A 23,638-nucleotide genomic window follows, 5' to 3' on the forward strand; every position below is an offset into this window, starting at 1 on the left:
ATGACTCCATTCAGAATTCTGATAGTCTTTGTAGTCGTTTCCATCCTTGGGTTGGCAGTGATCCCTATGCTTTCTGTGGATCTCAATCCCAGAGCGCGATCACCAATTTTATCAGTGCGGTTTAGCATTCCTAATGCTTCCCCTGAAATCGTAGAGAAGCTGGCGACTTCTCCCTTGGAAGGTGCTTTCTCGAGATTAACTGAGCTGAAGGAAATTAATTCAAGTTCCAATTACAACAGTGGTTCCATTACGCTGACTTTCGACAAGAAGGCTGATATGGAGATGAAGAAGTTTGAGATCTCCAGCATGATCCGGCAGATTTACCCACAGATGGATCAGCGGGTTGGTTATCCTTCGGTGTCACAATCTTCTCAGACTAGTTCGCAGGAGAAGTCCCCGATTTTGACCTATAGTGTGAATGGACCATTTGCTTCTTTTGAAATCAAGAAAATAACGGAGGATATCCTAAAGCCTGCTCTTACGCGCTACGAGGAGGTGGAGCTAGTGGAAGTGCTGGGTGCAAATAACTTACAGCTTTTTGTCACTTACGATATCCAGAAGATGCAATCTTTTGGCGTCACCAGAAATCAGTTGGCCAATAGTATTCAGAGTGCCTTTGGGTTGACATTTCCGGGTGCAGTGATGAATAATGAGGGCCAGACGCTCTTCGTACAAGTTGACCGCTCACTTCAGGACAAGGATCAGCTGGAAAATTTGGTCATCAGCGAAACTGGCGGAAAAGAAGTCCGACTTCGTGATGTGGCAAGCATGACCTTAGAAGAAGCTGAGGCGACCAGGTACTACAGGATCAATGGGAATAATTCGGTGACACTTACCGTGTACAACCGCGATGGAGTGAATAAAGTCCTACTAGCTCAACAGCTGAAATTGGCAATTGAGGACGCTGGGAAATCACTTCCAGCTGGGTTTGAGGTACGATTGGAAAACGACGATACGGAATACTTAGAGAAGGAACTGAATAAAATCTATAAGCGATCTGGACTCTCGATCCTGATTTTGGTGGTTTTCATTTTTCTTATCAATAGAAACATCAAATACCTGAGTATTCTCTTTTTAGGGATTTTGGCAAATTTGAGCCTTTGTGCGATTGTACTTTATTTCCTGAAAGTAGATATCCACATGTACTCCTTGGCAGGATTGACGATTAGTTTTGGGTTGATCGTGGATAATGCGATCATCATGATTGATCACTTGCACAAGCACAAAAACCGTAGGGTGTTTCTTGCGCTTTTGGCGGCTTCTATGACCACCATTGCTGCATTGATGATTGTCTTTTTCTTGCCAGAGGAAGACCGCAAAAACCTTACGGAATTTTCCATTGTAGTTTCGGTTATGTTGGGTATTTCGCTTTTGATAGCCTTGGTATTTACGCCGGCCTTCTATCAGGTGATGTTCAAGGAGTCTGTGAAGCAAGGCCGCAAATTGACGCTTCCCAAGTTGCGGAAGCGTGTTAAGTATTTGAGGAATTACGAAAGAAGTATAGCTTGGACGGCAAAATACAGAAAGACATTTATCATCTTCCTTATTTTGCTTTTTGGAACCCCAATATTTTTCCTCCCTGCCAAATGGGATGATCACGAGTGGTACAACAAGACCGTGGGTAATACCTTCTATCAGGAGGAAATCCGTCCTTATGTAGACAAAGCACTGGGAGGATCCATGCGGATGTTTGTGCGGGGAGTGTATGAGAAAAGTGGCTATCGTGAGGCTGCAAAGACGAAGCTATACGTGTACTGTCGCCTTCCTTTTGGTAATACACTCGAGCAGATGGACTTTATTATGCGAGAGTTCGAATCTTTCCTGGATGATGTGCAGGGCATAGATCAATTCGTTACCTCAGTTTATAATGGCCAGCAAGGGAGTATAGAAATCACGTTTAAAGAAGCCTATGAAAATGGTGCTTTGCCTTATCAGCTGAAGGGGAAACTATCGGTAAAGTCAACGGATTGGTCTGGAGCTCAGTGGAATATCTATGGTGTGGGGCAAGGGTTCTATACCGGAGGTTCCAGTGATCAGATTCCTAGCTATCGAGTGAAAATGAAGGGCTACAATTTTGATGAATTGGAGCGGCAAGCCAATGTTTTGGCAGAAAAGCTTTTGCTTCACAAGAGAATCCAAGAAGTAAAAACAAATGAGCGGGCTGGCTACGGAGAGCAAAAAACGGAGGAATATGTACTTCGTTTGGATCAGAATCGAATGGCGCTGGGACAGACGAACCAGTACGAGGTTTTGACTGCGTTGCAGGACATGTCAAAGCCCGAGAGAACGTCGACTTTTCTGACACTGGAGGAGAAAAATTACGGTTTGATGATTAGAGAACGTAATGCTGCCGACTTCAGTAAGTTTGACATGGAGCAGAAAGGACTGATCGGAGGTGAAAATAAAATCTACAAAGTCTCCGATTATGGTACGTTGACCAAAGAAACGACTACCAATTCACTTCATAAAGAAAACAGGCAATACATCCGAATTGTGGCTTTTGAATACATGGGTTCGAGGAAGTTTGGTGATGAATACCTGGATGAAGTGCTCGACGAAATGAAGATGACTATGCCGATCGGGTATGAAGCGAAGAAGGATTCCTATAGCTGGAATTATGATCAGCAAAAGCGTCAATATGGCTTATTGGGCTTGCTTATTATTGGGATTTTTATGATTTGCTCGGTATTGTTTGAAAACCTCAAGCAGCCAGTTTATATCATTGCCATTATCCCGATTAGTTTCATAGGTCTGTTTCTAATCTTCTCGCTCTTTGATTTTTACTTTGATCAAGGAGGTTATGCCGCATTTGTGATGTTGGGAGGCTTGGCTGTGAATGCAGGGATTTTTATTGTCAATGACCTGAATAATAGAAGTCAAGGATTATACAATCGAAATGTTTTGAAATCTGTTGCCGGAAAAGCTATTCCAATTTTGCTCACGATTTTGTCCACTTGTTTTGGATTGATTCCATTTATTATAGAAGGGCAAAATGAGATTTTCTGGTTCTCGTTAGCTATAGGAACTATCGGAGGATTGATTTTCAGTATGGTGGGGGTGTTTTGGGTGTTGCCGGTGTTGTTGTGGAAAAAAACCATTATAGAAAAGATAGCTCCCGCCAAGGTGCAGAGGAGGCGCAAGGGGTTTTTTAGAGTTTTCTCGCGGCGGCGCAGCGACACGGCGTTAGATAACGGTTAAGGTGTCATTCCGACGACGAAGGAGGAGGAATCTCCTCGAAGGTTTTGTGTAGAAGGTTAATTCTCGATCAACTGCGTTAATGGTTTTGGGTTTTAAGTGTTTCTATGGTTAAAAACTATAACCCCATCCCCGTGATTTTAAAAATTTATTTTAATATCACGGGGATGGTTGTTTTTTATGCAAGTCATTGTCCTATAATCGCCACCTTTCCCGACTAACTTTAAAATCAAAACTCTTTACTATGACTAAATCTCCTTTTTTGATCCTTACCACACTTTTTGCAACTGTACTTTTTTCCTGTTCCGAAAAAGAAACCACTTCAACTGCAACTAACCCAACTCAAGAACTTCAGTTTGAAGTAGTAGACTCCATTATGGTTGATGTGCTGGAAATGTTAGCTGTCTTGGATTATTTGCCTTCCAAGGATTTGTATCTGATGAAGGAACTTCGAAAAGGAAATATTTTCTTGGTGAATGGTGAAGGTGAGATTATAGACAATCGTGATATTTCCGGTGAAGGCCCTGACCAGATTCAAATGGTGGCTGAAGGCCGATTTTATGGTGAGGAGGGGTATCTCTTTAAAGAATTTTCCGGAACCATGGATTTTAGTTTGTACAATCTGGATTTCAAAAAGATCAAGAAATTTGATGGAACCCTAGTGGAATTGAATTCTCTATCCATTTATAATTATAAGCAGTCTTTTTCTGTTTTTGAAGAAGAGGGAAAATCATTTATAGTAGGTGAGGAGCCTAATTCCTATTCTAAGGCAGCTATTGATCCTGAGAAGATTGGAGCGGATTTTTATAAGCAGGCAAACACTGGATTTATATATGATCTAGATCAGGATTCAATAACTTATGTCAATACCTATCCTGAGGGTTGGGAGCCAAAGGATACCCAGAAATGGGTTGGTGAGAGTTATCCATTCTTAAGCTACAATCCCAAAACAAAAGAGGTAGCTTCTTTGCCAGTAAAAGGAAATCAAATGGGCTTGTATAGGTTGGATGGTTACGAACTGATTTATGAAACTGGAGTAGAGTTAAGTCATCCAGATAGGGAGGGACATGTAGCAGATACAGAAAAAGAAGCGATGATTTATCCAAGTTTCGCTGATATCAAAGCTTTTGGTGATTATCAAATAGTGCAGTTCTATACAGCTATGCCTGAGGATATATATAATGGCTTTAGAGCCAAAGGAGAGAATTTCCAGTCAGATCCTGAATATAGAGATGCAATGATCAAGTATAGAAAACTGCGAAATATAATCGTGAAAGGAGATCGTCAAATAGGAATCCTGAATGAGTTCCCAGTGGCAGGATCGGTAAATCTTGGTTTGCCAGATGGCACGCTAATCATCAAAGCAGCCGACGGAGAAGTAGAGCGGGATTATAACTTGTTTTATAAGGTGAGGCTGGTGGAGGGTTGATTCATAGACTTTGGATTTCAAAGAAATCTTTATCTTAAGCTATTCAAACCTTCAATAAACCCATGAACATCTCAGATTCCCGCAGGGACTTTCTTAAAAAATCTGCCATACTCGGCACAGGACTAAGCGTGGCTGCTGGTTCTTCACTTCAGGCTTTTGCCGAAGTTGCCAAGTCCAAAAACAAGTTGCCAGCATGGAAAGGCTTTAATCTACTCGACTTTTTCTCAGATCATCCTGATCGGGGCAGACCCACTAAACCGGAGTACGTGAAATGGATAGCCGATTGGGGATTTGATTTTGCGCGAATTCCAATTTCTTATCCAAGCTATTTGGATATAGATCGCTCACGTCCGATTCGTCCAGACGAGGTTTTGAATTTTGACGAAAGTCGCTTGGAAAAGGTGGACGAACTAGTCGAGCGATGTATTTCTCAGGGTTTACATGTAAGCTTAAATCTTCACCGTGCCCCTGGTTTTTGCATCAATGCCGGCTTTGTAGAACCCTATAATCTCTGGAAAGATCAGGAAGCACAAGATGCATTTTGTGCACATTGGGAGATGTGGGCAAAGCGGTATAAAGGAATCTCCAAAAAGAAATTAAGCTTTGATCTGGTCAATGAGCCTTATCAGCGTGAAGATCCCAATGATCAGCATAGCCCTGGAGGTCCGGTCGATGTGGTAGATTATCATCGGGTCGCCGAAGCTGCGTTAGACACGATCAAATCAGTGAAAAAGTCTCGATTAGTGATAGCGGATGGAAATGGTGGCGGAGGTACGGCAATGCCAGAATTTGCGGATTTGGAGCTGGCGCAAAGTTGCCGTGGGTATCACCCATTCCCGATTTCACATTATAAAGCAGGTTGGGTGTATAAAGATCCTTCAACTGTTCCTCCGGTAGATTGGCCCTTGACCCAGGGAGAAAGAATGTTGGATATAGAGGAAATCAGACGGTATTATGCGCCTTGGAAAGCCTTAGTTGATCAGGGAATTGGGGTGCATTGCGGAGAATGCGGCTGCTATAATGAAACTCCCCATGAGGTATTTCTGAGTTGGTTTGGGGATGTGCTAACTGTCCTGAAAGAAAATGGAATTGGGTTTGGAATCTGGGAATTTTCAGGAACCTTTGGTGTAATGAATTCCGGTAGAAAAGACGTGGAATATGAAGACTGGTACGGTGAGAAACTTGATCGGAAGTTTTTGGAGTTACTAAGAGCTCAGATTTGATTATTAGCCAAGGTAAGTCTTTCTATGGAACAAGTTGTAAATTTTTGCCTTGGTGAGTGTCTCACTCCCCGAATTAATACTTGCGCCCCGGATCGTGTCCCACGCACCGAAATGGCATGGATAAAATACGATCTATTTTTGCAGTTAGTGATAAACAAACAGTGGCGGAAAAGTCATAGAGTAAGTAAAAAAGGTCAGGGATTTCGAAACCCCTGACCTTTTTGAATTAATAAGGAGAAACCTTATAAAGTGGAATTTTTAAGCCTACATATACATCAGCACTTTTGGAAGAACTGGAAATTAGATTTGTCAAAATTGATCCTGAACCTATGGTTACAGGACCAGCCCGGAAACCAAAACCCCAAGCCACGCTTGAATCGTATTGTCTTACACTAATAGGGCTGTAAACACTTATCCATCTCATTTCAAATCGAGGAGTGACTGAGAATGCATTGATAATATTGCTGACAGGAATATCTGATACTTTTTTTACAGAGATTGCTCCTTGGGCACTCACAAAAAACCTATTGGTGATGCTATAATCAGCAAAAACTTGAATAGCTGTTGGTAGGCCAAACTTAGTTTTTTCTAACGTTTCTGACCCTGGGTAATTGTCCGCAAGAACTTCCTCTAGGTCTTTTTCGTCAAATTCATTAGCATCAATTGTGGCATTCATGTCATATCTGAAATTACTTGTGCCGCTGTAATTAATAGCCCCGATATCCGTGACAGATAGCCCAACTCTTAATTTATAAGGGTTTTCATCCCAATTATCTGAATCTCTAAATTCATACACCACTCCCAGATCTGCTCCAAAACCACCCGTGATGTCTGCAAAATCAATTTCCTCTGAGTCAAAACCAGAAGTGTAACCATAATTCAGATTACCTGCCGTAGTAAGTGCTTCGTTTGTAGAATTGTAATTAGCTGATAAATTTGGGCTAAATCCAAAAACTCCACCCGCACCAGCTAGGTATTTGATTGTGGCACCTGCCTTTAAGAAGTGCTTATCCTTTTCCATAACTACTCTTCCGTAAGTAAGTCCGAATTCTGCCCAAGCGTGGACGACTCCTGAAAGATCATCCATCGAGACATTGAAATTATCTACATCCTCATCGCCAGAGGTGACTTCGTAAAGCTCGCCGCCAATATTATGGATGTTGAAAAATGCTCTCGCACGCGTAGTGATTCCTATACTACTTTTTTCATTGAGATTGAAAAGGGCAGAGGGGCCTAGAATGTCCACATTACCAAAGAAATTATTGTTATCCATCGGATTCTTTTCCGCATCGGTATTAAAATCAAAGCCATCATTGAAACTACTCAGATCACTGAGGTCGATGCTTATAAAGTCATTTCCGACGAAAGCACTGACAGAAAAAAGGTTGATGTCCAATTTCATTCTGGAATCTGCAGCATTTGCTGGATTGATAAGCACGGAATGAACACCGCTATAATTATCAACTGTACTTCCTACATAAGATTGGGCCTTGACAAGCGAAATAGACAGGGCAAAAAGTAAGGTTAATAGTAATTTAAAATAGTTTTTTCTCATAGTTTGAGTGTTTAAAAAGGGTTGATAAAATAAATTGGAATGTTGTGAATACGATAATAGACGCAAATGTTTATTCGGTGAAAAATACTTTTAATCCTATTATCGCCAAAGGCATAATTAGATTATGGTCTATTTGGGTTAGAAAATGGTTTCCTGGGTTTAGGATTACTCTAGGGTAAACAAAAAAAAATGAATTCTAACTCTGCTTAAAACTCATTCAATCGCTTTAGTTTTTCTTTAAATCGCTCTACTGGTAAAAACTGTTTTTCAAGATTCGATGCAAAGGGAACTGGAGTGTCCAGACTTCCTTCCCTCATGACAGGAGCATCCAAATATTCAAAACAATGTTCTGAAATCCAAGCACATATTTCAGCTCCAATTCCACCCGTCAGGCAATCTTCCTGTAAGAAAATCACTTTACCGGTTTTTTTGACAGTAGTTTTTACTGCTTCGCTATCCCAAGGCAATAGCGTCCTCAAATCTAAAATATCGGCTGACAAACCCAGTTCTTCCGTGGCTTTCAATGCCCAATGAACTCCCATTCCATAGGTGATGATGGAAATTTCGCTTCCTTCTTTTACCAAATTTGCTTTGCCAATTTCAACCGTATAATATTCGTCTGGAATCTCAGAGCTTATAGATCTATACATTCCCTTGTGCTCAAAGTAGAGGTAAGGATTTGGATCTTCGAATGCCGAATTCAGCAGGCCTTTCGCATCGTAAGGGTTGGATGGATAGACGATTTTAAGGCCTGGCGTATGGAAAAACCAAGCTTCGTTGGACTGGGAATGGAAAGGTCCGGCAGCCATCCCAGCTCCAGTTGGCATTCTAACTACCACATCAGCATTTTGTCCCCAGCGGTAATGGATTTTTGCTAGGTTATTGACTATTTGATTAAAGCCTACAGAAACAAAGTCTGCAAATTGCATTTCAACCATGGCTTTGAAGCCCCTGATGGAAAGTCCTAGCCCAGTTCCTATAATTGCGCTTTCGCAAAGTGGTGTGTTGCGAACTCGATCAGCTCCAAATTGAGCTTTGAATCCATCGGTGATTTTGAAAACTCCCCCGTATTCACCTATGTCTTGCCCCATGAGAATGAGATTAGGATACTTTTCCATGGATTGACGGAGCCCATCTGAAATTGCGTCAACTAGTCGCTTTTCGGATTTTGGCGAGTTTGGAGAAGGTGAAATTATTTCCTTCGAAAATGGAGCATAGACATCCCTAAGTTCAGTTTCTAAGTTTGGGGAAATGGCTTCCTCAGCGAAGGCAATATCCAACCCGTCATTAATAGCTTTTTTGACGTTTTTATTAATTCGTTCTTTAGACTTCCCATCTAGCACGCCTAATTCTTCCAAATAGTTCTCGTAGTTTTCCACGGGATCCAGTTTGCTCCAATCTTCCATCAGATGCTTCGGAACGTACTTAGTTCCTGAAGCTTCCTCGTGTCCTCTCATCCGAAAAGTGATGGCTTCTACCAAAACCGGGCGAGGATTTTGACGGATATCTTCAGCTAGATTTTTGATGGCAGTATATACTTCAAGTACATTATTTCCTTGGATTCGAATAGCTTCCATTCCATATCCAGGACCTTTGTCTGTGAAGTGTTTGAAGGCGAATTGCTCTTCACTCGGTGTAGAAAGCCCGTAGCCATTATGCTCCACCACAAAGATCACAGGCAATTTCCAGACCGCTGCCACATTCAAACCCTCGTGAAAATCACCTTCCGAACTTGCACCATCTCCCGAAAAAACAACTGTTACTTTCTTCTCTTGCGAAAGCTTATCCGCTAAAGCAATTCCATCTGCAATGGCTAATTGAGGGCCAAGATGAGAGATCATTCCTACGATATGATGCTCGATTGAGCCAAAGTGAAAGGAGCGATCCCGGCCTTTGGTGAAACCCGAAAGCTTTCCCTGAAACTGCGCGAAAAGACGCTCCAAAGGCATGTTTTTTCCAGTGAAAATCCCCAGATTTCTATGCATGGGAAGGATGAATTCGTCTTCATTCAGAGCATTTACTACCCCAATAGAAATTGCTTCCTGACCCCAGCCACTAAACCATTTGGATATTTTACCTTGGCGTAATAGAATCAGCATTTTTTCCTCGATCCTGCGAGGTATGATGAGTGATTCGTAGAGTTCTATCAGTTTTTGATCAGTTAGATTCTTTCGGTCGAAAGCTAAAGTGGGGGTAGTGGTTTCCATGGAATGGTGATTTCCATTCTAAGTTACAGGAAGGAAGCAAAAAGGCAAAGGGTGAATCCGCGCCCTGCAAAAAGGCCCCGACGTGAATCGGGGCGAAAAATAAATGCAAGGAGTTAAAAAGTTTGCTGTACGTCTCAAAAGTAGAAAAAAGGGGTTGCTCCAACTCAGAAAGCGAGTTAAGCTTAGTTTAAGATTATGTTGCTGGAAATGATCTTTAGATAATATTGGACTATGAAATAAAATAAATCGCATGATAATAGGCTGATGTCCAAAAGAAACTGGAAATTAGAAATATTACCAAAACCCAAAATCCTGAATTTATGAACCTCAAGTCCGCCGCTTTTTTAGCCTGTTTTTATCTTTTCTCTGCTTTTGCATCCTTTTCCCAAACTTCAAGAAAAACAGAAGTCAGCATCTCTTCTGATAAGTTCTACATCAATGGTGAATTGACTTATGCTGGAAGAAATTGGAATGGACATCCGATAGAGGGTTTGCTAATGAACTCTAGAATGGTGCAGGGAATTTTCGATGATTTGAATCCGGAAACAGTTTCAAACTGGGAATATCCAGACACGAAAGCTTGGGATGCAAATCGTAATACAGATGAGTTTATTGCAAATATGCCGATTTGGAAGTCATACGGGCTGTTATCTTTTACTTTAAATCTACAGGGAGGAAGTCCATTTGGCTATTCTCAAGGACAACCTTGGATTAATTCTCCTTACACAGAGACTGGAGAGTTGAGATCTGAGTATTTCAAGAGGCTGGAGAAGATATTGGATAAAGCTGACGAACTAGGGATGGTGCCGATTATCGGGTTGTTTTACTTTGGGCAGGATGATCGCTTAGCAAGTGAAAAAGCTGTCAAAAATGCTGTAACTAATTCGGTGGATTGGATTTTGGAAAAGGGGTATACTAATGTCTTGATTGAGGTAAACAATGAGTGCAATGTGCGCTATGATCATGAGATTCTTCAGCCGGAGCGAGTTCATGAGTTGATAGATCTGGTGAAAAGCAAGGAGAAAAATGGCTATAGATTTCTTGTCAGCACTAGCTATGGTGGGGGAGAAGTGCCAAAGGAAAATGTCGTGCGAGCTTCCGATTTTATTTTGCTTCATGGCAATGGTGTGAAAGATCCGAGAAAGATTATTGAGCAGGTGGAAGCGACTCGTAAGGTGAATGGATATATGGATAAACCAATCGTTTACAATGAAGATGATCATTTCAATTTTGAGCAGGAATTAAACAATTTTACCGCTGCGGTTTCCGCCTACAGTTCCTGGGGTTATTTTGATTTCCGCATGAAGGATGAGGGATTTGAAGAAGGGTATCAAAGTGTGCCAGTTGATTGGGGAATTAATTCTGAGCGAAAGAAGGGTTTTTTCGAGTTGTTGAAGGAGATAACGGGGTATTGAAGAATTTAAAATGAAAAATTTAAAATTTTGAAACTCGCATAAACTCTATCAGAGAAGCAAAACCTTTGAGGTTTTACAAACCTCGGAGGTTTAGTTAAAATTAATCCCAATCCAGAAAGTTTTCACTTGCAAGAATAGAAAGAGCTGCCTTTTTAATAGAGGCAGTCTGAAGACTGCAATTTGGTAAGCACAAGTCAGGAGACTTGCGCTAGGTGGTTTATGTTTAGAGATTAGGCTCATTTTAAATTTCAAATTCTCAAATTTTAAATTCAAAAAAGTGTGAAGCTACTTTTTTGTCTACCTTTGCAGCCTCAAAAAGTAGGAAAACTGTGAAAGCGAGAACGTTAAAAAAAGACAAAGTCAATATTGTAACCATGGGTTGCTCGAAGAATCTTGTTGATTCGGAGGTGCTACTTACCCAGCTTCGAGGCAATGGCATCAACGCTACCCACGAGTCTGGAACGGATGATAATAACATCATTATTATCAATACCTGCGGGTTTATTGACAATGCAAAGCAGGAGTCTATCGACACCATTTTGCAATATGTGGATGCCAAAGAGCAAGGTTTGGTGGACAAAGTCTATGTGACAGGATGTCTTTCGCAGCGCTACAAAGACGATCTGGAAAAGGAAATTCCTCAGGTTGATGCATTTTTTGGTACTAGGGATTTGCCTGCGATTTTGAAGAAATTCAAAGCAGACTACAAGCATGAGTTGGTAGGGGAGCGCTTATTGACGCACTCTTCGCACTATGCATATATGAAGATTTCCGAAGGTTGTGATAGACCTTGTTCTTTCTGCGCTATTCCTATTATGCGTGGAGGACACATTTCCAGACCAATTGAAGAATTGGTGAAGGAAGCGGAGCATAAAGCCGCTGGCGGAACGAAGGAGTTGCTTTTGATCGCTCAGGACTCTACTTACTATGGATTAGATGTCTATAAAAAGAGAAATCTTGCTGAACTGATGCGTAGGCTTTCGGATGTGAATGGCATTGATTGGATTCGTCTACATTATGCCTACCCAACAGGTTTCCCGATGGACGTGATTGAAGTAATGAAGGAGCGTGAGAATATCTGTAATTATCTGGATATTCCTTTGCAGCACGGTTCTACAGATGTGCTGAAGGCTATGCGTCGAGGTACAACTCGCGAGAAACAAGAAAACTTAATTCACAGCATCCGTGATATTTTGCCTGATATAGCGATACGTACAACCCTAATCGCTGGACATCCTGGAGAAGGTGAGAAGGAATATCAGGAGATGGTTGACTTTGTGGAGCGAATGAAATTTGAGCGATTGGGTGTGTTTACTTATTCTCATGAGGAAAATACGCATGCTTATTCTATGGAAGACAACATTCCTCAGGAAGTAAAGCAGGAGCGTGCAAACAACTTAATGGAGATTCAGGAGCAGATTTCTTATGATTTGAATCAGGAGAAAATCGGCAAGTCTTTCAAAGTCTTAATTGATAAAAAAGAAGGCGGTCACTTCGTAGGCCGTACAGAATATGATTCTGTGGAAGTGGATAATGAAGTGTTGATCGATGCTTCAAAATTCTATTGCCGAGTTGGAGACTTTGTAAATGTTAAAGTAACTGATGCTACAGAGTTCGATCTATATGCTGATGTGGAGGAATAAGGTAGTAAAGTAGGTTATGCTGCTTCTCCTGAAGCAGCATTTTTACTATATTGAACAGACTTTTAAAACTGATTTTTATGAGGCCTTTCCAAGTTTCAGACCAGCATGCTATTTATTTTTTGACACTAACAATTGTGGAATGGATAGATGTTTTCACCAGAAAAGAATACAAACTAGAAGTAGTCGAAAGCCTAAATTTCTGTATTGACAGAAAAGGATTAGAGATTTTTGCATGGTGCTTGATGTCTAACCACCTTCATTTGCTATGCAGGTCGAAAGAAGCATTTCGACTCAGTGATACACTTCAGGATTTTAAGAAATTTACAGCAAAAAAGATCTTAGCTAGTTTGGAAAAAGAATCAATAGAATCTCGTGCTTCTTGGATTTTAAAAGCTTTTAAAGAAAAAGGAGCTAGTCAAAGTAGAATAACCAATTATAAGTTTTGGATGGATGGGCTCCATGCAGTAGCTGTCGAATCAAATCATTTTATGGAGCAGAAACTTCATTATATCCACCAAAATCCGGTTGAGGCCATGATTGTAGAAGATCCGGAAGAGTATTTGTTTAGCTCAGCAAGAGATTATGCTGGCAGGAAAGGATTGGTAAAAGTAGAATTGTACTAGTTCTATAGTGCTGCTTCTCCAGAAGCAGCACAACGGAGTTTGATCTGTATGCTAATGTGGAGGGATAAATATAATAAGTCCTGCTTCTGGAGAAGCAGGACAACGACACTAGTTATGCTGCTTTTCCGAAAGCAGCATTTTTGGTTTTCATAATGCAGATTTTGATGGCTCCCAAAAAATCTAAATCCTTAAAATCCCTTGTTCGTCTGGAGATTTGCTGAGTTCATAGAGTTTTTTTTCTCGACCTTAGTTAATTAGCCAATTTGAGCCTGTCAACAACTCAAATATTCTAATTATGCAAAAAGCAAAATCAATTCTCGCAATTGGATTTTTGGTAGTCTTATTGAATTCCTGTGTGTATTCACTGTTTCCTATTTACACAGATGATACGCTAGTATATTTCCCGGAATTATTAGGTCGGTGGGAAATGGATGATGAAGACTATATAGAATTTAGAAATACTTCTTCCGGGCCTAGTTTTTTTGGTTCATCCGAATCTGCCGACTTATCTAAAAATAAAGAATACGCTATTGAGATTATGGAAGGTGGGGATTTAATTAAATTCAAAGGCCATATTGCCAAAATAGGGGACGACTTATTTCTAGACTTGTATCCTGACGATCCTTATTCAGCTGAGGGTTTAGGTTCTAACATGATTCCAGTTCATACGTTTGCTAAATTGAAATTCAGCGGTAAGCAACTATACCTGACTTCATTTGATTTGGAAAAATTGAATAAACTTTTTGAAAGTAATCTGATCCGATTGAGACATGAAAATGTGGACGGAACGATCCTAATTACAGCTCAGCCTAAGGAAATTCAGAAATTTATCGACAAATATTCTGATGATGAATCGGTGTTTGAGGATACGGAGACTTACAAGAAAGCCAGCTAATCAGTATTTATGATCAAGCTTATCAACTCAAAATGGTTTCAGCATCCGGTTTTTTGGATGCTTTCCATTTATGCGATCGGAAATTATTTTTCGATATCGAGTGTTTTCAAGTTTATTGATGTTTTTTATGCATTGCTTTTTCATGTTCCTCTATTCTTTCTAGTTTATTTCAATTTAAGAGTACTGATTCCTAGGTTTCTCGACCAAGGAAAATACCTGCTTTACTTTTTGAGCATTCCGTTGCTTTTATTGGCGACGCATATAATTCATGAACTCACGTTTGAGGTAATGTTTCCGCTATTGGATTCTGAGTTCTATATGGTTTCCTTCACAGAGTGGCAGGTTTTAGTGAGTATTTTCTTGATTTATCTGATCTTGACTACGCTTATAAAATTGTCAAAATCCTGGTACACACTTCAGCAGGTAGAGAAAGAGAAATTATCCTTGGAACTCAATTCGCTTAAAACTCAGATCAATCCTCACTTTCTATTCAATAGCCTGAACAGCATTTATTCACAGGCTTTGGCCAAAAGTGATCAGACTTCGGAAACAGTTTTGGAGCTTTCCAATTTGCTTCGGTACATGTTATATGAGGTAGAAGAGGAAAAAGTGCCTTTGATGAAAGAGGTAGAAATGCTGGAAAATTACATCGAGTTGCAAAAGCTTAGATTGGAGGAGGCCTCCAAAGTCGGGTTTACTTTGGAAGGTGAATTAGAAGGGGTAATGATTGCACCGCTGTTGTTATTTCCCTTGGTAGAAAATGCCTTTAAACATGGAATGAAAGATGATTCTGAACAGGAATTTATTGACATCAAACTAAAAGTGTATACAGCGATCTCTTTTTCAATCAAGAATAAATTGGGCCAGATCGATGACATGGAAAAAGGGAAATATGGAGGCATTGGTCTAGAAAACGTGAAAAGAAGACTGGAACTTATTTATCCTAATTCTTATGAATTAGTGATTCTAAAAACTGAAACAGAATTTCAAGTTAACTTGACGCTGTTATGATCAGATGCGCAATCATAGATGACGAGCCACTTAGCCGGGATGTTTTGAGACAATTTATCTCTGATCATCCAGATCTATTTCTCGCTGGAGAGTATAAAGATGCATTGGAGTCAATTAATGGTTTAGAAACCAATCCGGTTGACTTACTGCTGTTGGATATCAATCTGCCAAAGCTTTCTGGTATAAATTTTTATAAAGCCCTAGCTAATAAACCTCTGGTGATTTTCACTACGGCTTACCCAGAATTTGCCTTGGATGGATTCGAGCTCAATGCAGTAGATTACCTGATGAAGCCAATTCCTTTTGACCGCTTTTTGCAAGCCATCCAGAAAGTAAAAGAGCGACTGAAAACTCAGCAGGATTCACCTGACTTTATTATGCTTAAAGTGGATAAGAAGTTATATCGAACAGCTTTTGAGGATATTTTATTTTTCGAGGCTTTTGGAGATTATGCCAAAGTGTATTTGGAAAGTCAGGTGTTGATCATTACTTCGACTATGAAAAAAATGGAGGCAGAATTACCAAAGGAGCTTTTCGTAAGAACTCACAAGTCCTTTATTATTAATACTTCCAAAGTGGAATTTATCGAAGGGAATCAGATCAAAATCGGAGGTAAAATGATACCTATTGGTATGCGGTACCGTGAGAATCTATTGAAGCAAATGAATTGAGGAATGTAGAATTACCAGTTATGCTGCTTCTCCAGAAGCAGCATTTAAAAATATTAAGAGATGTTGATTTTAGTCGGTTTAATCATATTTGGATTGGGTGTTTATTTATACCGTAAGGTTATTCTTCCTGATAAAGTAGGCTTTCACAAATTCAATTACGAATACAAATTCAAGAGAAATATTATTATCTACTGTTTATTGACATTAGGTGGCATTACGGTAGTGAGAGAATTGATCATTTGGATTTGGTTTTAGGTTTCTTTAGTTCTGCTTCTGGAGAAGCAGAACAACTGTGAGAACAATCCGAATGAATTATCACTGTCAAAACTGGAGGCATTTAGTGGTGACCTGACCATACAAGATGTGAATGGTCAAACCTTTAGAAGGTTTAAGTTTGAAGATGGAGAGTCAAATGAATACGTGCGGGATATAGAAGTATCCCCAAACGCGTATATGCCAGTTTGCTTTACAGAAACCACTTATCACTATCGCGATTGGTACTCATGCACAACGGCAGGATGTACTTTTATGGAAACTGAATATCTTGGATCCACAACTACGACGGAGTGTTTTTCAAGTGGCGGTGGGGGAACAGGAGGTGGAGGAGGCACCTCAACAAATAGTGTAGAAAATGCTACCGTTTATACAGATGGTAGTCAAGATGCTATAGTATACGTTGTTTGCCCTTCTTCATTCCAGTTCAAAAATGTAGGTAATGGACTTGCTACGGAAGTTACAGGAATCAATCAAAATTTTGGAGTTTTCACTACTTCTCCTTGGGGAATAAGAACTGCCTCATCTTTTATTGGATCTCTTTGTATTACCACTTCTGGCTCAACAAATCAAAGCATTATGCGAAATGAAATTTCTAGTGCTATGTACTTAGCGGATTATGAAATCATACAAAATATGCTTGCTGGGGCAACTTATTCAACTCAATCGGTATCACAGGAATTTAAATTACTATTTCGCCAATATCTTCTAGCATCACCTTATGTTACGACTGCTTCCATATCAAGCTATTGCCTTGGGAATAATATCCCATCAAATAAAGTCATGTATGCGCCTTCTTTAGCTTTTTGTAATTAATTCTAAAAATGTTCCTTAAATTCCTTTTAACTGTTTTCATACATATGCAAAGCGAAACGCCGTCCTTTAGGCAGCTTGAATCTCCATCTTTAGTGGTTTTGCCCGACAATACAATGTTTGGAATAGAGAATAGGTTGATTTATAAATCTGATCATATAACCATTGGAAACCTTTCTGCTTTAGGTTTATCTCCAAATAGTTTACATATGCAAAATACAGACATGACTAAAGGTTATTATTATTTCCCCGAAGATTTTTCTTCGGAGGATTTACAAGGGCTTTCTTTAATGAATAGACAAAGCCCAATAATACCTTTAAGTATAGATGATGTTATACAGATATTTGATCAATTTCCCAGTTTGAAAATCCTTCATTTGGATGGCTTTGAGATCAACCAGCGGATATTGGATGTGTTGATCTCAAAGAATATGATGATGCTTGCCTTGATTAGGGTAGATGGGATTAACTTGGAATCAATAGTTTGCAGTGAAATCGATACGATAATTATAGAAGAGAAGACGCTTGAAGCAAATAAGAACCTTGAGATAGAAAGCTGTCGAGAAATTATCAGGGATTAGTCGCTTTGATCCTGTATTTCGGTTTTTTTCGAATAGCAGTATTTTGTAAAGATAGGTGAGTTGTCCTTTCAGCCGATCTACCTAATTTAGCATTCTAAAATGACCCGAATGCAATTGATCGAAGTCACCACGCCAGCCCATCAAAAAGAGTTTATTGAGATGGCTGTCAGGCTATATAAAAATGAAAAGAATTGGATCCGGCCTCTTGACGCAGATATCGAGGGGCTTTTTCATAAAGAAACCAATAAGCTTTTTCGGAATGGAGCAAAGTCCAAGCGCTGGCTTTTGCAAAATAACAAACAAGAAACCATCGGACGTGTAGCAGCTTTCATCAATCCAAAGATGAAGGAAAAACAACCCACTGGAGGTTTAGGTTTTTTCGAATGTATAAATGATCAGGAAGCGGCGTTTTTACTTTTTGATACGGCAAAAGCCTGGCTCGAAAGCGAAGGAATGGAAGCCATGGATGGTCCAATTAACTTCGGTGAGCGCGACAAATGGTGGGGATTGCTTGTGGATGGATTCACTGAACCGAACTATAATATGCCTTGGAACTTTGGCTATTATCAGAAATTTTTCGAGGATTACGGGTTTCAGATTTACTTTAAGCAATTCACCTACGCCAGGCCTGTACAGAACTTGGGCTTTGATGATAAAATGAAAGCCCGAGCAAAAGTAGTCATGGATAATTCTGATTATGAATTTCATTACCTGAAGGGAAAGGAGCTAAAGGAAAAGGCGCCGGAATACTTTATGACTGTCTATAATAAAGCTTGGGCTAGGCACATGGGCAAATCACTTGCGCTGAAAGAAGCGCAGATGATGTTTGCCAAGATGAAACCGATTATTGACGAAAAGCTGATTTACTTCGGGTTTTATAAAGGCGAGCCCGTTTCCTTCTTTATTCAGATTCCGGAAATCAACCAGATCTTCAAGCATGTGAATGGCAAAATGGACTTGATCGGTAAACTCAAATTTCTTTGGTACAAAACTTTCTCACCTCCCAACAAAATGCTTGGTCTGGTGTTTGGAGTAGTGCCGGAGCATCAGGGAAAAGGGGTAGAGAGTGCGATGATCATCACCTACGACAAGATGAGCGGCAAGCCTGATTTTCAATACAAAACCATCGAGATGAACTGGATTGGCGATTTCAATCCAAAGATGATGCGTGTTTGTGAACAGCTTTTGGCAGATATTTACAAGACTCATCATACCTACCGTTATTTGTTTGATCGAGAAAAGCCATTTGAAAGACACCGGATTTTCGATTGACCTTCGCCATTTACGATTTGAGATTTATGATTTACGAGGTCTTTTTATGCTATTGAGATATTCTCCCAATTAGCCTTTAAAGTGTCTTTAAGCCAAATCTTTCAAAAGTAATATCGAATGAAGAATGCTGAATGCTGAATATCGAAGTTTCGACAACCACTGAAATCAATTTTCCAATCTTCCAATTTTAAAATATTTCAATTTTCCAATACAGAATAAATAATGAAAAAATACGATGTAACCGGCATAGGGAATGCCTTAGTAGATATAGAATTCAAAGTAAAAGACCAGTTTTTTGCTGACAATGGCGTGGAGAAGGGATTGATGACTTTGGTAGATGAGGAGCGTCAGAATGCCTTGATGTCAGTGATCGATACCGAGCAAGCCAAGAAACAATGTGGTGGGTCTGCTGGAAATACGGTGATTGCGATTTCTCAGTTTGGCGGTAAATCCTACTATTCATGCCGTGTTGCAAATGATGAACTTGGCCACTTCTATTTGAATGACATGAAGGATGCGGGTGTCTCTCACAACTTGAATGAAAGCAGTTTGGCGGAAGGTATCACAGGTAAATGCCTAGTAATGGTAACTGAAGACGCTGAACGTACGATGAATACATTTTTGGGAATCACACAAACCTATTCCACAGGAGATGTAGATGAGTCCGCGATCAAAGATTCTCAATATTTATATATCGAGGGCTACCTGATCACTTCTGAGAATGGTAAGCAAGCGATGAAGCATGCAAAGAAAATCGCTGAAGAAAACGGTGTGAAAGTAGCCTTGACTTTTTCCGATCCGGCTATGGTGAAGTACTTCAGAGACCCCATGACTGAGGTGATCGGTGCAAGTGTGGATTTACTCTTTGCTAATGAGGAAGAAGCGATGATTTTCACAGGAAAGGATAATTTGCTTGAAGCCCGTGAGGAATTGAAGAAAGTAGCTAAGCACTTTGTAATCACGCAGGGGAAAAACGGTGCCATGATCTTCGATGGAGATACTTTTATTGATATCGAACCTTATGCAACCACTGCAATAGATTCCAACGGAGCAGGAGATATGTTTGCAGGAGCCTTTATGTATGGCATTACAAACGGTCACAGTTATGCCTCAAGCGGGAAGCTAGCATCCATGGCGAGTTCGAAAATTGTAAGTCAATTTGGCCCGAGGCTTCAATGGCATGAAGCGAAAGATATTTTAGCCAGGCTAAATCCATAAACTAAGACCCTGAGAATGCATTTTTCAGGGTCTTATTTTTTATTAAAATCTTGCCCTAAATTTTTAGATTAAGATTATTTAGTATTTTTTAGGGTAAAATTATGACGAATGGTTTAATTAGTAAACAATTGGGTTTTTGAAAGACTTCACTGATTAATCTTGTTTTTACTTTTATCTATTGAGAATATAATCCAACATACTATGATGAGAAAACTTACTGCTTTGGGGTTAGTGGCAGGAATGCTGAGTGTTCCTGCTCTTGCTCAGACCAAAATTGAGTTCAAGGAATTTGACTTGGACAACGGACTGCATGTGATCATGCACCAGGACAATACTACACCAATCGTGGTGACGTCGGTTCTTTACCATGTAGGTTCTAAGAATGAGCAGCCAGACAGAACTGGTTTTGCGCACTTTTTCGAGCACCTGATGTTTGAGGGTTCGGAGAACATCGAGCGTGGAGAATATATGAATATCATCCAATCGCATGGAGGCACCTTAAATGCCTATACTTCAAATGACATTACTTACTACTACGAATCCTTACCTTCCAACGAACTGGAGCTGGCGCTTTATATGGAAAGTGAGCGAATGCTGCATTCCAAAGTGGATCAGACAGGAGTTGAAACTCAACGGGAAGTAGTAAAGGAAGAGAAGCGTCAGAGTTATGATAATAGACCTTATGGTAGCATCTTAATCGAAACACTTAAAAGATCTTATTCAGAACATCCTTATCAATGGGCGCCAATTGGTTCTCTTGATGATTTGAATGCAGCTTCTATCGAGGAGTTTCAGCAGTTTTACAAAGACTTCTATGTGCCAAATAATGCGACGTTGACCATCGCTGGTGATATTGACTATGCTAAGACTGAAGAATGGGTGAAGAAATATTTCTCCGAAATTCCAAAAGGGACAAAAGCTATTTATAGACCAAATGTAAAAGAGCCTAAAAAGACAGAGGAAATCAGAGATATAATCTATGATAATATTCAGATTCCAGCTGTTATTCAGGCTTATAATCTTCCTCCGAAAACGGATAAAGATTCATATGCTATGTCTATGCTATCTACTTATTTGACTGGAGGAAACTCTTCCTTGATGACAAAGGAGCTAGTCGATAAGCAGCAAAAGGCTTTGGCAGTTGCTGCAATTCCGCTGGATTTGGAAGATGGAGGTATTTTCATCATGTATGGCATCACGAATATGGGAGTGGAGCCAAAGGATCTAGAGACAGAAATTGACAAGCTTATAGTGCAAGTTCAAGAAGAAGGGATTTCAGACAGGGATTTCGAGAAGCTTCAGAACATAATGGAGAATAATATTGTGAGTGGAAATTCCTCCATGGCAGGTGTAGCAGAGAATCTTGCTGAAGCTCATGTGATCTATGGCAATACGAATTATGTCAATAAGGTAATGGACGCCTATGGTCAAGTGACCAAGGCAGATCTTCAGAGAGTAGCCAAAGAGTATTTGACACTGGATGGCCGTGTGGTTTTGTATTATTTACCAAAACCAGCTGAGGAAACAGCTCAGTAATTGATTCACCTTAAAAATCGAAATGACATGTTAAAAATAACAATATCCTTTGTATTGAGCCTTTTGGTGTCTGTCGGGAGCTTTGCTCAGGTGGACAGAAGTCAGTTTCCAAAAGCTGGGCCAGCGCCTGTAATTAAAATTGGCGAGGCAGAGACATTCACTTTGGACAATGGTCTTAAAGTTTTTGTAGTAGAGAATGATAAACTTCCCCGTGTTTCTTTCACGTTGGTGTTGGAAAGGGATCCTTTGTTTGAAGGAGATAAAGCAGGTTTGACTGGGTTTGTGGGGCAAATGATAACTGCAGGTACAACGAGCAGAACCAAAGATCAACTGGATGAGGAAATCGATTTTATAGGAGCATCTCTTGGAGCTTCTTCTACCTCTCTTTCTGCTTCATCGCTGAAAAAACATCAAGAAAAGGTTCTTGACTTGATGTCTGATGTGCTATTTAACCCTGTTTTTCCAGAGGAAGAATTGGAGAAATTGAAGAAACAATCATTGACTGCTTTGGCCACTAGTAAAGATGAGCCGGGCTCAATTTCCAGTAGATTATCCAGTGCACTTGTCTATGGCAAAGATCATCCGTATGGCGAAGTAGAGACAGAAGAAACATTGAAAAACGTGACAGTAGAAGATGTCAAGTCATACTACGAGACGTATTTCAAGCCAAATATTGCCTATTTGGCGATTGTCGGCGATATGAGTAAAGCGGAAGCGGAGAAAGTTGTCAAAGCTCATTTCGGATCTTGGGAGAAGGGCGATGTGCCAACATTCACTTACTCCGAACCAACACCAGCTGCCAGGAATATGGTAGGTTTAGTAGATCGTAGTTCATCGGTGCAGACTGTAATTGATATTGCTCAGCCGATAGAATTGAAAGTTGGTGATGAAGATTACATCTCAAGTAGAGTTTTGAACCAAATCTTTGGTGGAGGATCTTCTTCTCGTTTGTTTATGAATCTTCGTGAAGACAAAGGCTACACGTACGGTGCTTATTCTTCATTTGCTTCAGATAAGTTAGTTGGACAATTCTCTGCCAACGCGTCGGTACGTACAGAAGTGACAGATTCTGCAGTGTATGAATTCATCTATGAAATCAATAGACTGGTAGAAGATGGAGTGACACAGGAAGAATTGGAAAAAGCGAAAGCCAACTTGGCAGGTTCATTTGGAAGATCGCTTGAGAGTCCTTCTACCATCGCAAGTTTTGCTTTAAACATTGAGCGTTATGGTCTTCCTAAAGATTACTATGAAACTTACTTGCAGAAAATGAATGCCCTGACTGTAGCTGATATTAACAAAACAGCTGATGACCTAATTGATCCTTCAAAACTTTACATCACAGCAGTAGGTAATGCCACAGAGATCAAAGACAAACTGGCGCAGTTTGGAGAGGTCATGATGTTTGACAACATGGGCTTCCCGGCCAAAGAAATGGCAGCTGTAGATGCAGATATGACTTCTGAGAAAGTGATTGAAAACTACATCGCTGCAATTGGCGGAAAAGCTAAAGCAAGTGCTATCAAAGCGGCAAAATTAGAAATGGTGGCCGAAGTGATGGGTACTCAATTGACCATTGAGTTGATTCATGATGATGCCAATATGAGATTTGCCCAAAAGACCCTAGTAGGAGGGAATGTAATGCAGACTTCAGTCGTGAAGGATGGTAAAGGTACAGCAAGTGTTCAAGGTCAATCCATGGCTATGACCGATGAGCAAGTTGATGCTGCTAAACTTGGAACCTACTTTATACCAGAATTATATTTTGGAACAATGGGGTATACATTGACGCTAGATGGCATTAAGGATGTAGAAGGAACTCCAGCATATAAGGTAATCGTGGCAACTCCATTAGGGTCTACGGTGACCAATTACTACTCAGTAGAATCTGGATTGAAAATCAAAAATGAAAACCCAGTTTCAGGAGATACATTTTACAGTGATTATCAAGAGAAAAATGGCGTCTTGATTCCAATGACCCAAACGATTAAATCAGCAATGATTCCAGTGCCTTTAGAGGCAAAAATCACTAATCTTGAAATTAATCCAGAATTGACTGAAGCAGATTTTAACTAAAT

At 40.1% G+C, this 23,638-nt stretch carries 17 protein-coding genes; 15 read left to right on the forward strand and 2 right to left on the reverse strand.

Annotated elements, in window-relative coordinates:
- The 3 genes from AACZ87_RS07805 to AACZ87_RS07815 all read left to right on the forward strand — a co-directional run bounded on the left by AACZ87_RS07805 (position 1) and on the right by AACZ87_RS07815 (position 5,847).
- Positions 1–3,198, forward strand: coding sequence for an efflux RND transporter permease subunit (locus AACZ87_RS07805; RefSeq protein WP_339866182.1), 3,198 nt, complete (start codon positions 1–3; stop codon positions 3,196–3,198).
- Between the two features lie 241 nt (positions 3,199–3,439).
- Positions 3,440–4,624: a hypothetical protein gene (locus AACZ87_RS07810; RefSeq protein ID WP_339866184.1), complete on the forward strand. Its 1,185-nt coding sequence runs from the start codon at positions 3,440–3,442 to the stop codon at positions 4,622–4,624.
- A gap of 62 nt (positions 4,625–4,686) precedes the next feature.
- On the forward strand, positions 4,687–5,847 hold the full coding sequence (locus AACZ87_RS07815; RefSeq protein ID WP_339866185.1) for a cellulase family glycosylhydrolase: 1,161 nt from the start codon (positions 4,687–4,689) through the stop codon (positions 5,845–5,847).
- A gap of 226 nt (positions 5,848–6,073) precedes the next feature.
- Here AACZ87_RS07815 and AACZ87_RS07820 read toward each other — a convergent pair whose 3' ends face one another.
- Positions 6,074–7,402: a DUF5723 family protein gene (locus AACZ87_RS07820; protein ID WP_339866187.1), complete on the reverse strand. Its 1,329-nt coding sequence runs from the start codon at positions 7,400–7,402 to the stop codon at positions 6,074–6,076.
- 206 nt (positions 7,403–7,608) lie between these two features.
- Positions 7,609–9,609 carry a dehydrogenase E1 component subunit alpha/beta gene (locus tag AACZ87_RS07825; RefSeq protein ID WP_339866189.1) on the reverse strand — a complete coding sequence of 667 codons (2,001 nt, stop codon included), beginning with the start codon at positions 9,607–9,609 and terminating at the stop codon, positions 7,609–7,611.
- Positions 9,610–9,929: 320 nt separating this feature from the next.
- Here AACZ87_RS07825 and AACZ87_RS07830 point away from each other — a divergent pair, with 320 nt between their 5' ends.
- The 12 genes from AACZ87_RS07830 (at position 9,930) to AACZ87_RS07885 (ending at position 23,636) form a co-directional block, all read left to right on the forward strand.
- The gene (locus tag AACZ87_RS07830; protein ID WP_339866191.1) at positions 9,930–11,024 is read left to right on the forward strand and encodes a hypothetical protein; all 1,095 of its coding nucleotides are present in this window, start codon (positions 9,930–9,932) and stop codon (positions 11,022–11,024) included.
- 329 nt (positions 11,025–11,353) lie between these two features.
- A complete protein-coding gene (gene rimO / locus AACZ87_RS07835; RefSeq protein WP_339866193.1) occupies positions 11,354–12,667 on the forward strand; it encodes a 30S ribosomal protein S12 methylthiotransferase RimO in 1,314 nt (437 codons plus the stop codon).
- 77 nt (positions 12,668–12,744) lie between these two features.
- Complete coding sequence (locus tag AACZ87_RS07840; protein ID WP_339866194.1) at positions 12,745–13,290, forward strand: transposase; 546 nt, start codon at positions 12,745–12,747, stop codon at positions 13,288–13,290.
- A gap of 295 nt (positions 13,291–13,585) precedes the next feature.
- Positions 13,586–14,185: a hypothetical protein gene (locus AACZ87_RS07845; protein WP_339866196.1), complete on the forward strand. Its 600-nt coding sequence runs from the start codon at positions 13,586–13,588 to the stop codon at positions 14,183–14,185.
- Positions 14,186–14,194: 9 nt separating this feature from the next.
- The gene (locus tag AACZ87_RS07850; RefSeq protein ID WP_339866198.1) at positions 14,195–15,196 is read left to right on the forward strand and encodes a histidine kinase; all 1,002 of its coding nucleotides are present in this window, start codon (positions 14,195–14,197) and stop codon (positions 15,194–15,196) included.
- A complete protein-coding gene (locus AACZ87_RS07855) occupies positions 15,193–15,867 on the forward strand; it encodes a LytTR family DNA-binding domain-containing protein (RefSeq protein ID WP_339866200.1) in 675 nt (224 codons plus the stop codon). The genes AACZ87_RS07850 and AACZ87_RS07855 overlap by 4 nt, the downstream gene beginning before the upstream one ends.
- 363 nt (positions 15,868–16,230) lie before the next feature.
- The gene (locus AACZ87_RS07860; RefSeq protein ID WP_339866201.1) at positions 16,231–16,956 is read left to right on the forward strand and encodes a hypothetical protein; all 726 of its coding nucleotides are present in this window, start codon (positions 16,231–16,233) and stop codon (positions 16,954–16,956) included.
- 206 nt (positions 16,957–17,162) lie between these two features.
- Positions 17,163–17,534, forward strand: a complete 372-nt coding sequence (locus AACZ87_RS07865) for a hypothetical protein (protein ID WP_339866202.1) — start codon at positions 17,163–17,165, stop codon at positions 17,532–17,534.
- 108 nt (positions 17,535–17,642) lie between these two features.
- Positions 17,643–18,806, forward strand: coding sequence for a hypothetical protein (locus AACZ87_RS07870; protein WP_339866204.1), 1,164 nt, complete (start codon positions 17,643–17,645; stop codon positions 18,804–18,806).
- A 222-nt stretch (positions 18,807–19,028) separates the two neighbouring features.
- Positions 19,029–20,024 carry an adenosine kinase gene (locus tag AACZ87_RS07875; protein ID WP_339866205.1) on the forward strand — a complete coding sequence of 332 codons (996 nt, stop codon included), beginning with the start codon at positions 19,029–19,031 and terminating at the stop codon, positions 20,022–20,024.
- A gap of 204 nt (positions 20,025–20,228) precedes the next feature.
- Positions 20,229–21,560 carry a pitrilysin family protein gene (locus tag AACZ87_RS07880; protein ID WP_339866228.1) on the forward strand — a complete coding sequence of 444 codons (1,332 nt, stop codon included), beginning with the start codon at positions 20,229–20,231 and terminating at the stop codon, positions 21,558–21,560.
- A gap of 27 nt (positions 21,561–21,587) precedes the next feature.
- On the forward strand, positions 21,588–23,636 hold the full coding sequence (locus AACZ87_RS07885; protein WP_339866206.1) for a pitrilysin family protein: 2,049 nt from the start codon (positions 21,588–21,590) through the stop codon (positions 23,634–23,636).
- Positions 23,637–23,638 lie beyond the last annotated feature (2 nt).

This window comes from uncultured Algoriphagus sp., assembly GCF_963974365.1.
In the GTDB taxonomy this organism is placed as follows: Bacteria; Bacteroidota; Bacteroidia; order Cytophagales; family Cyclobacteriaceae; genus Algoriphagus.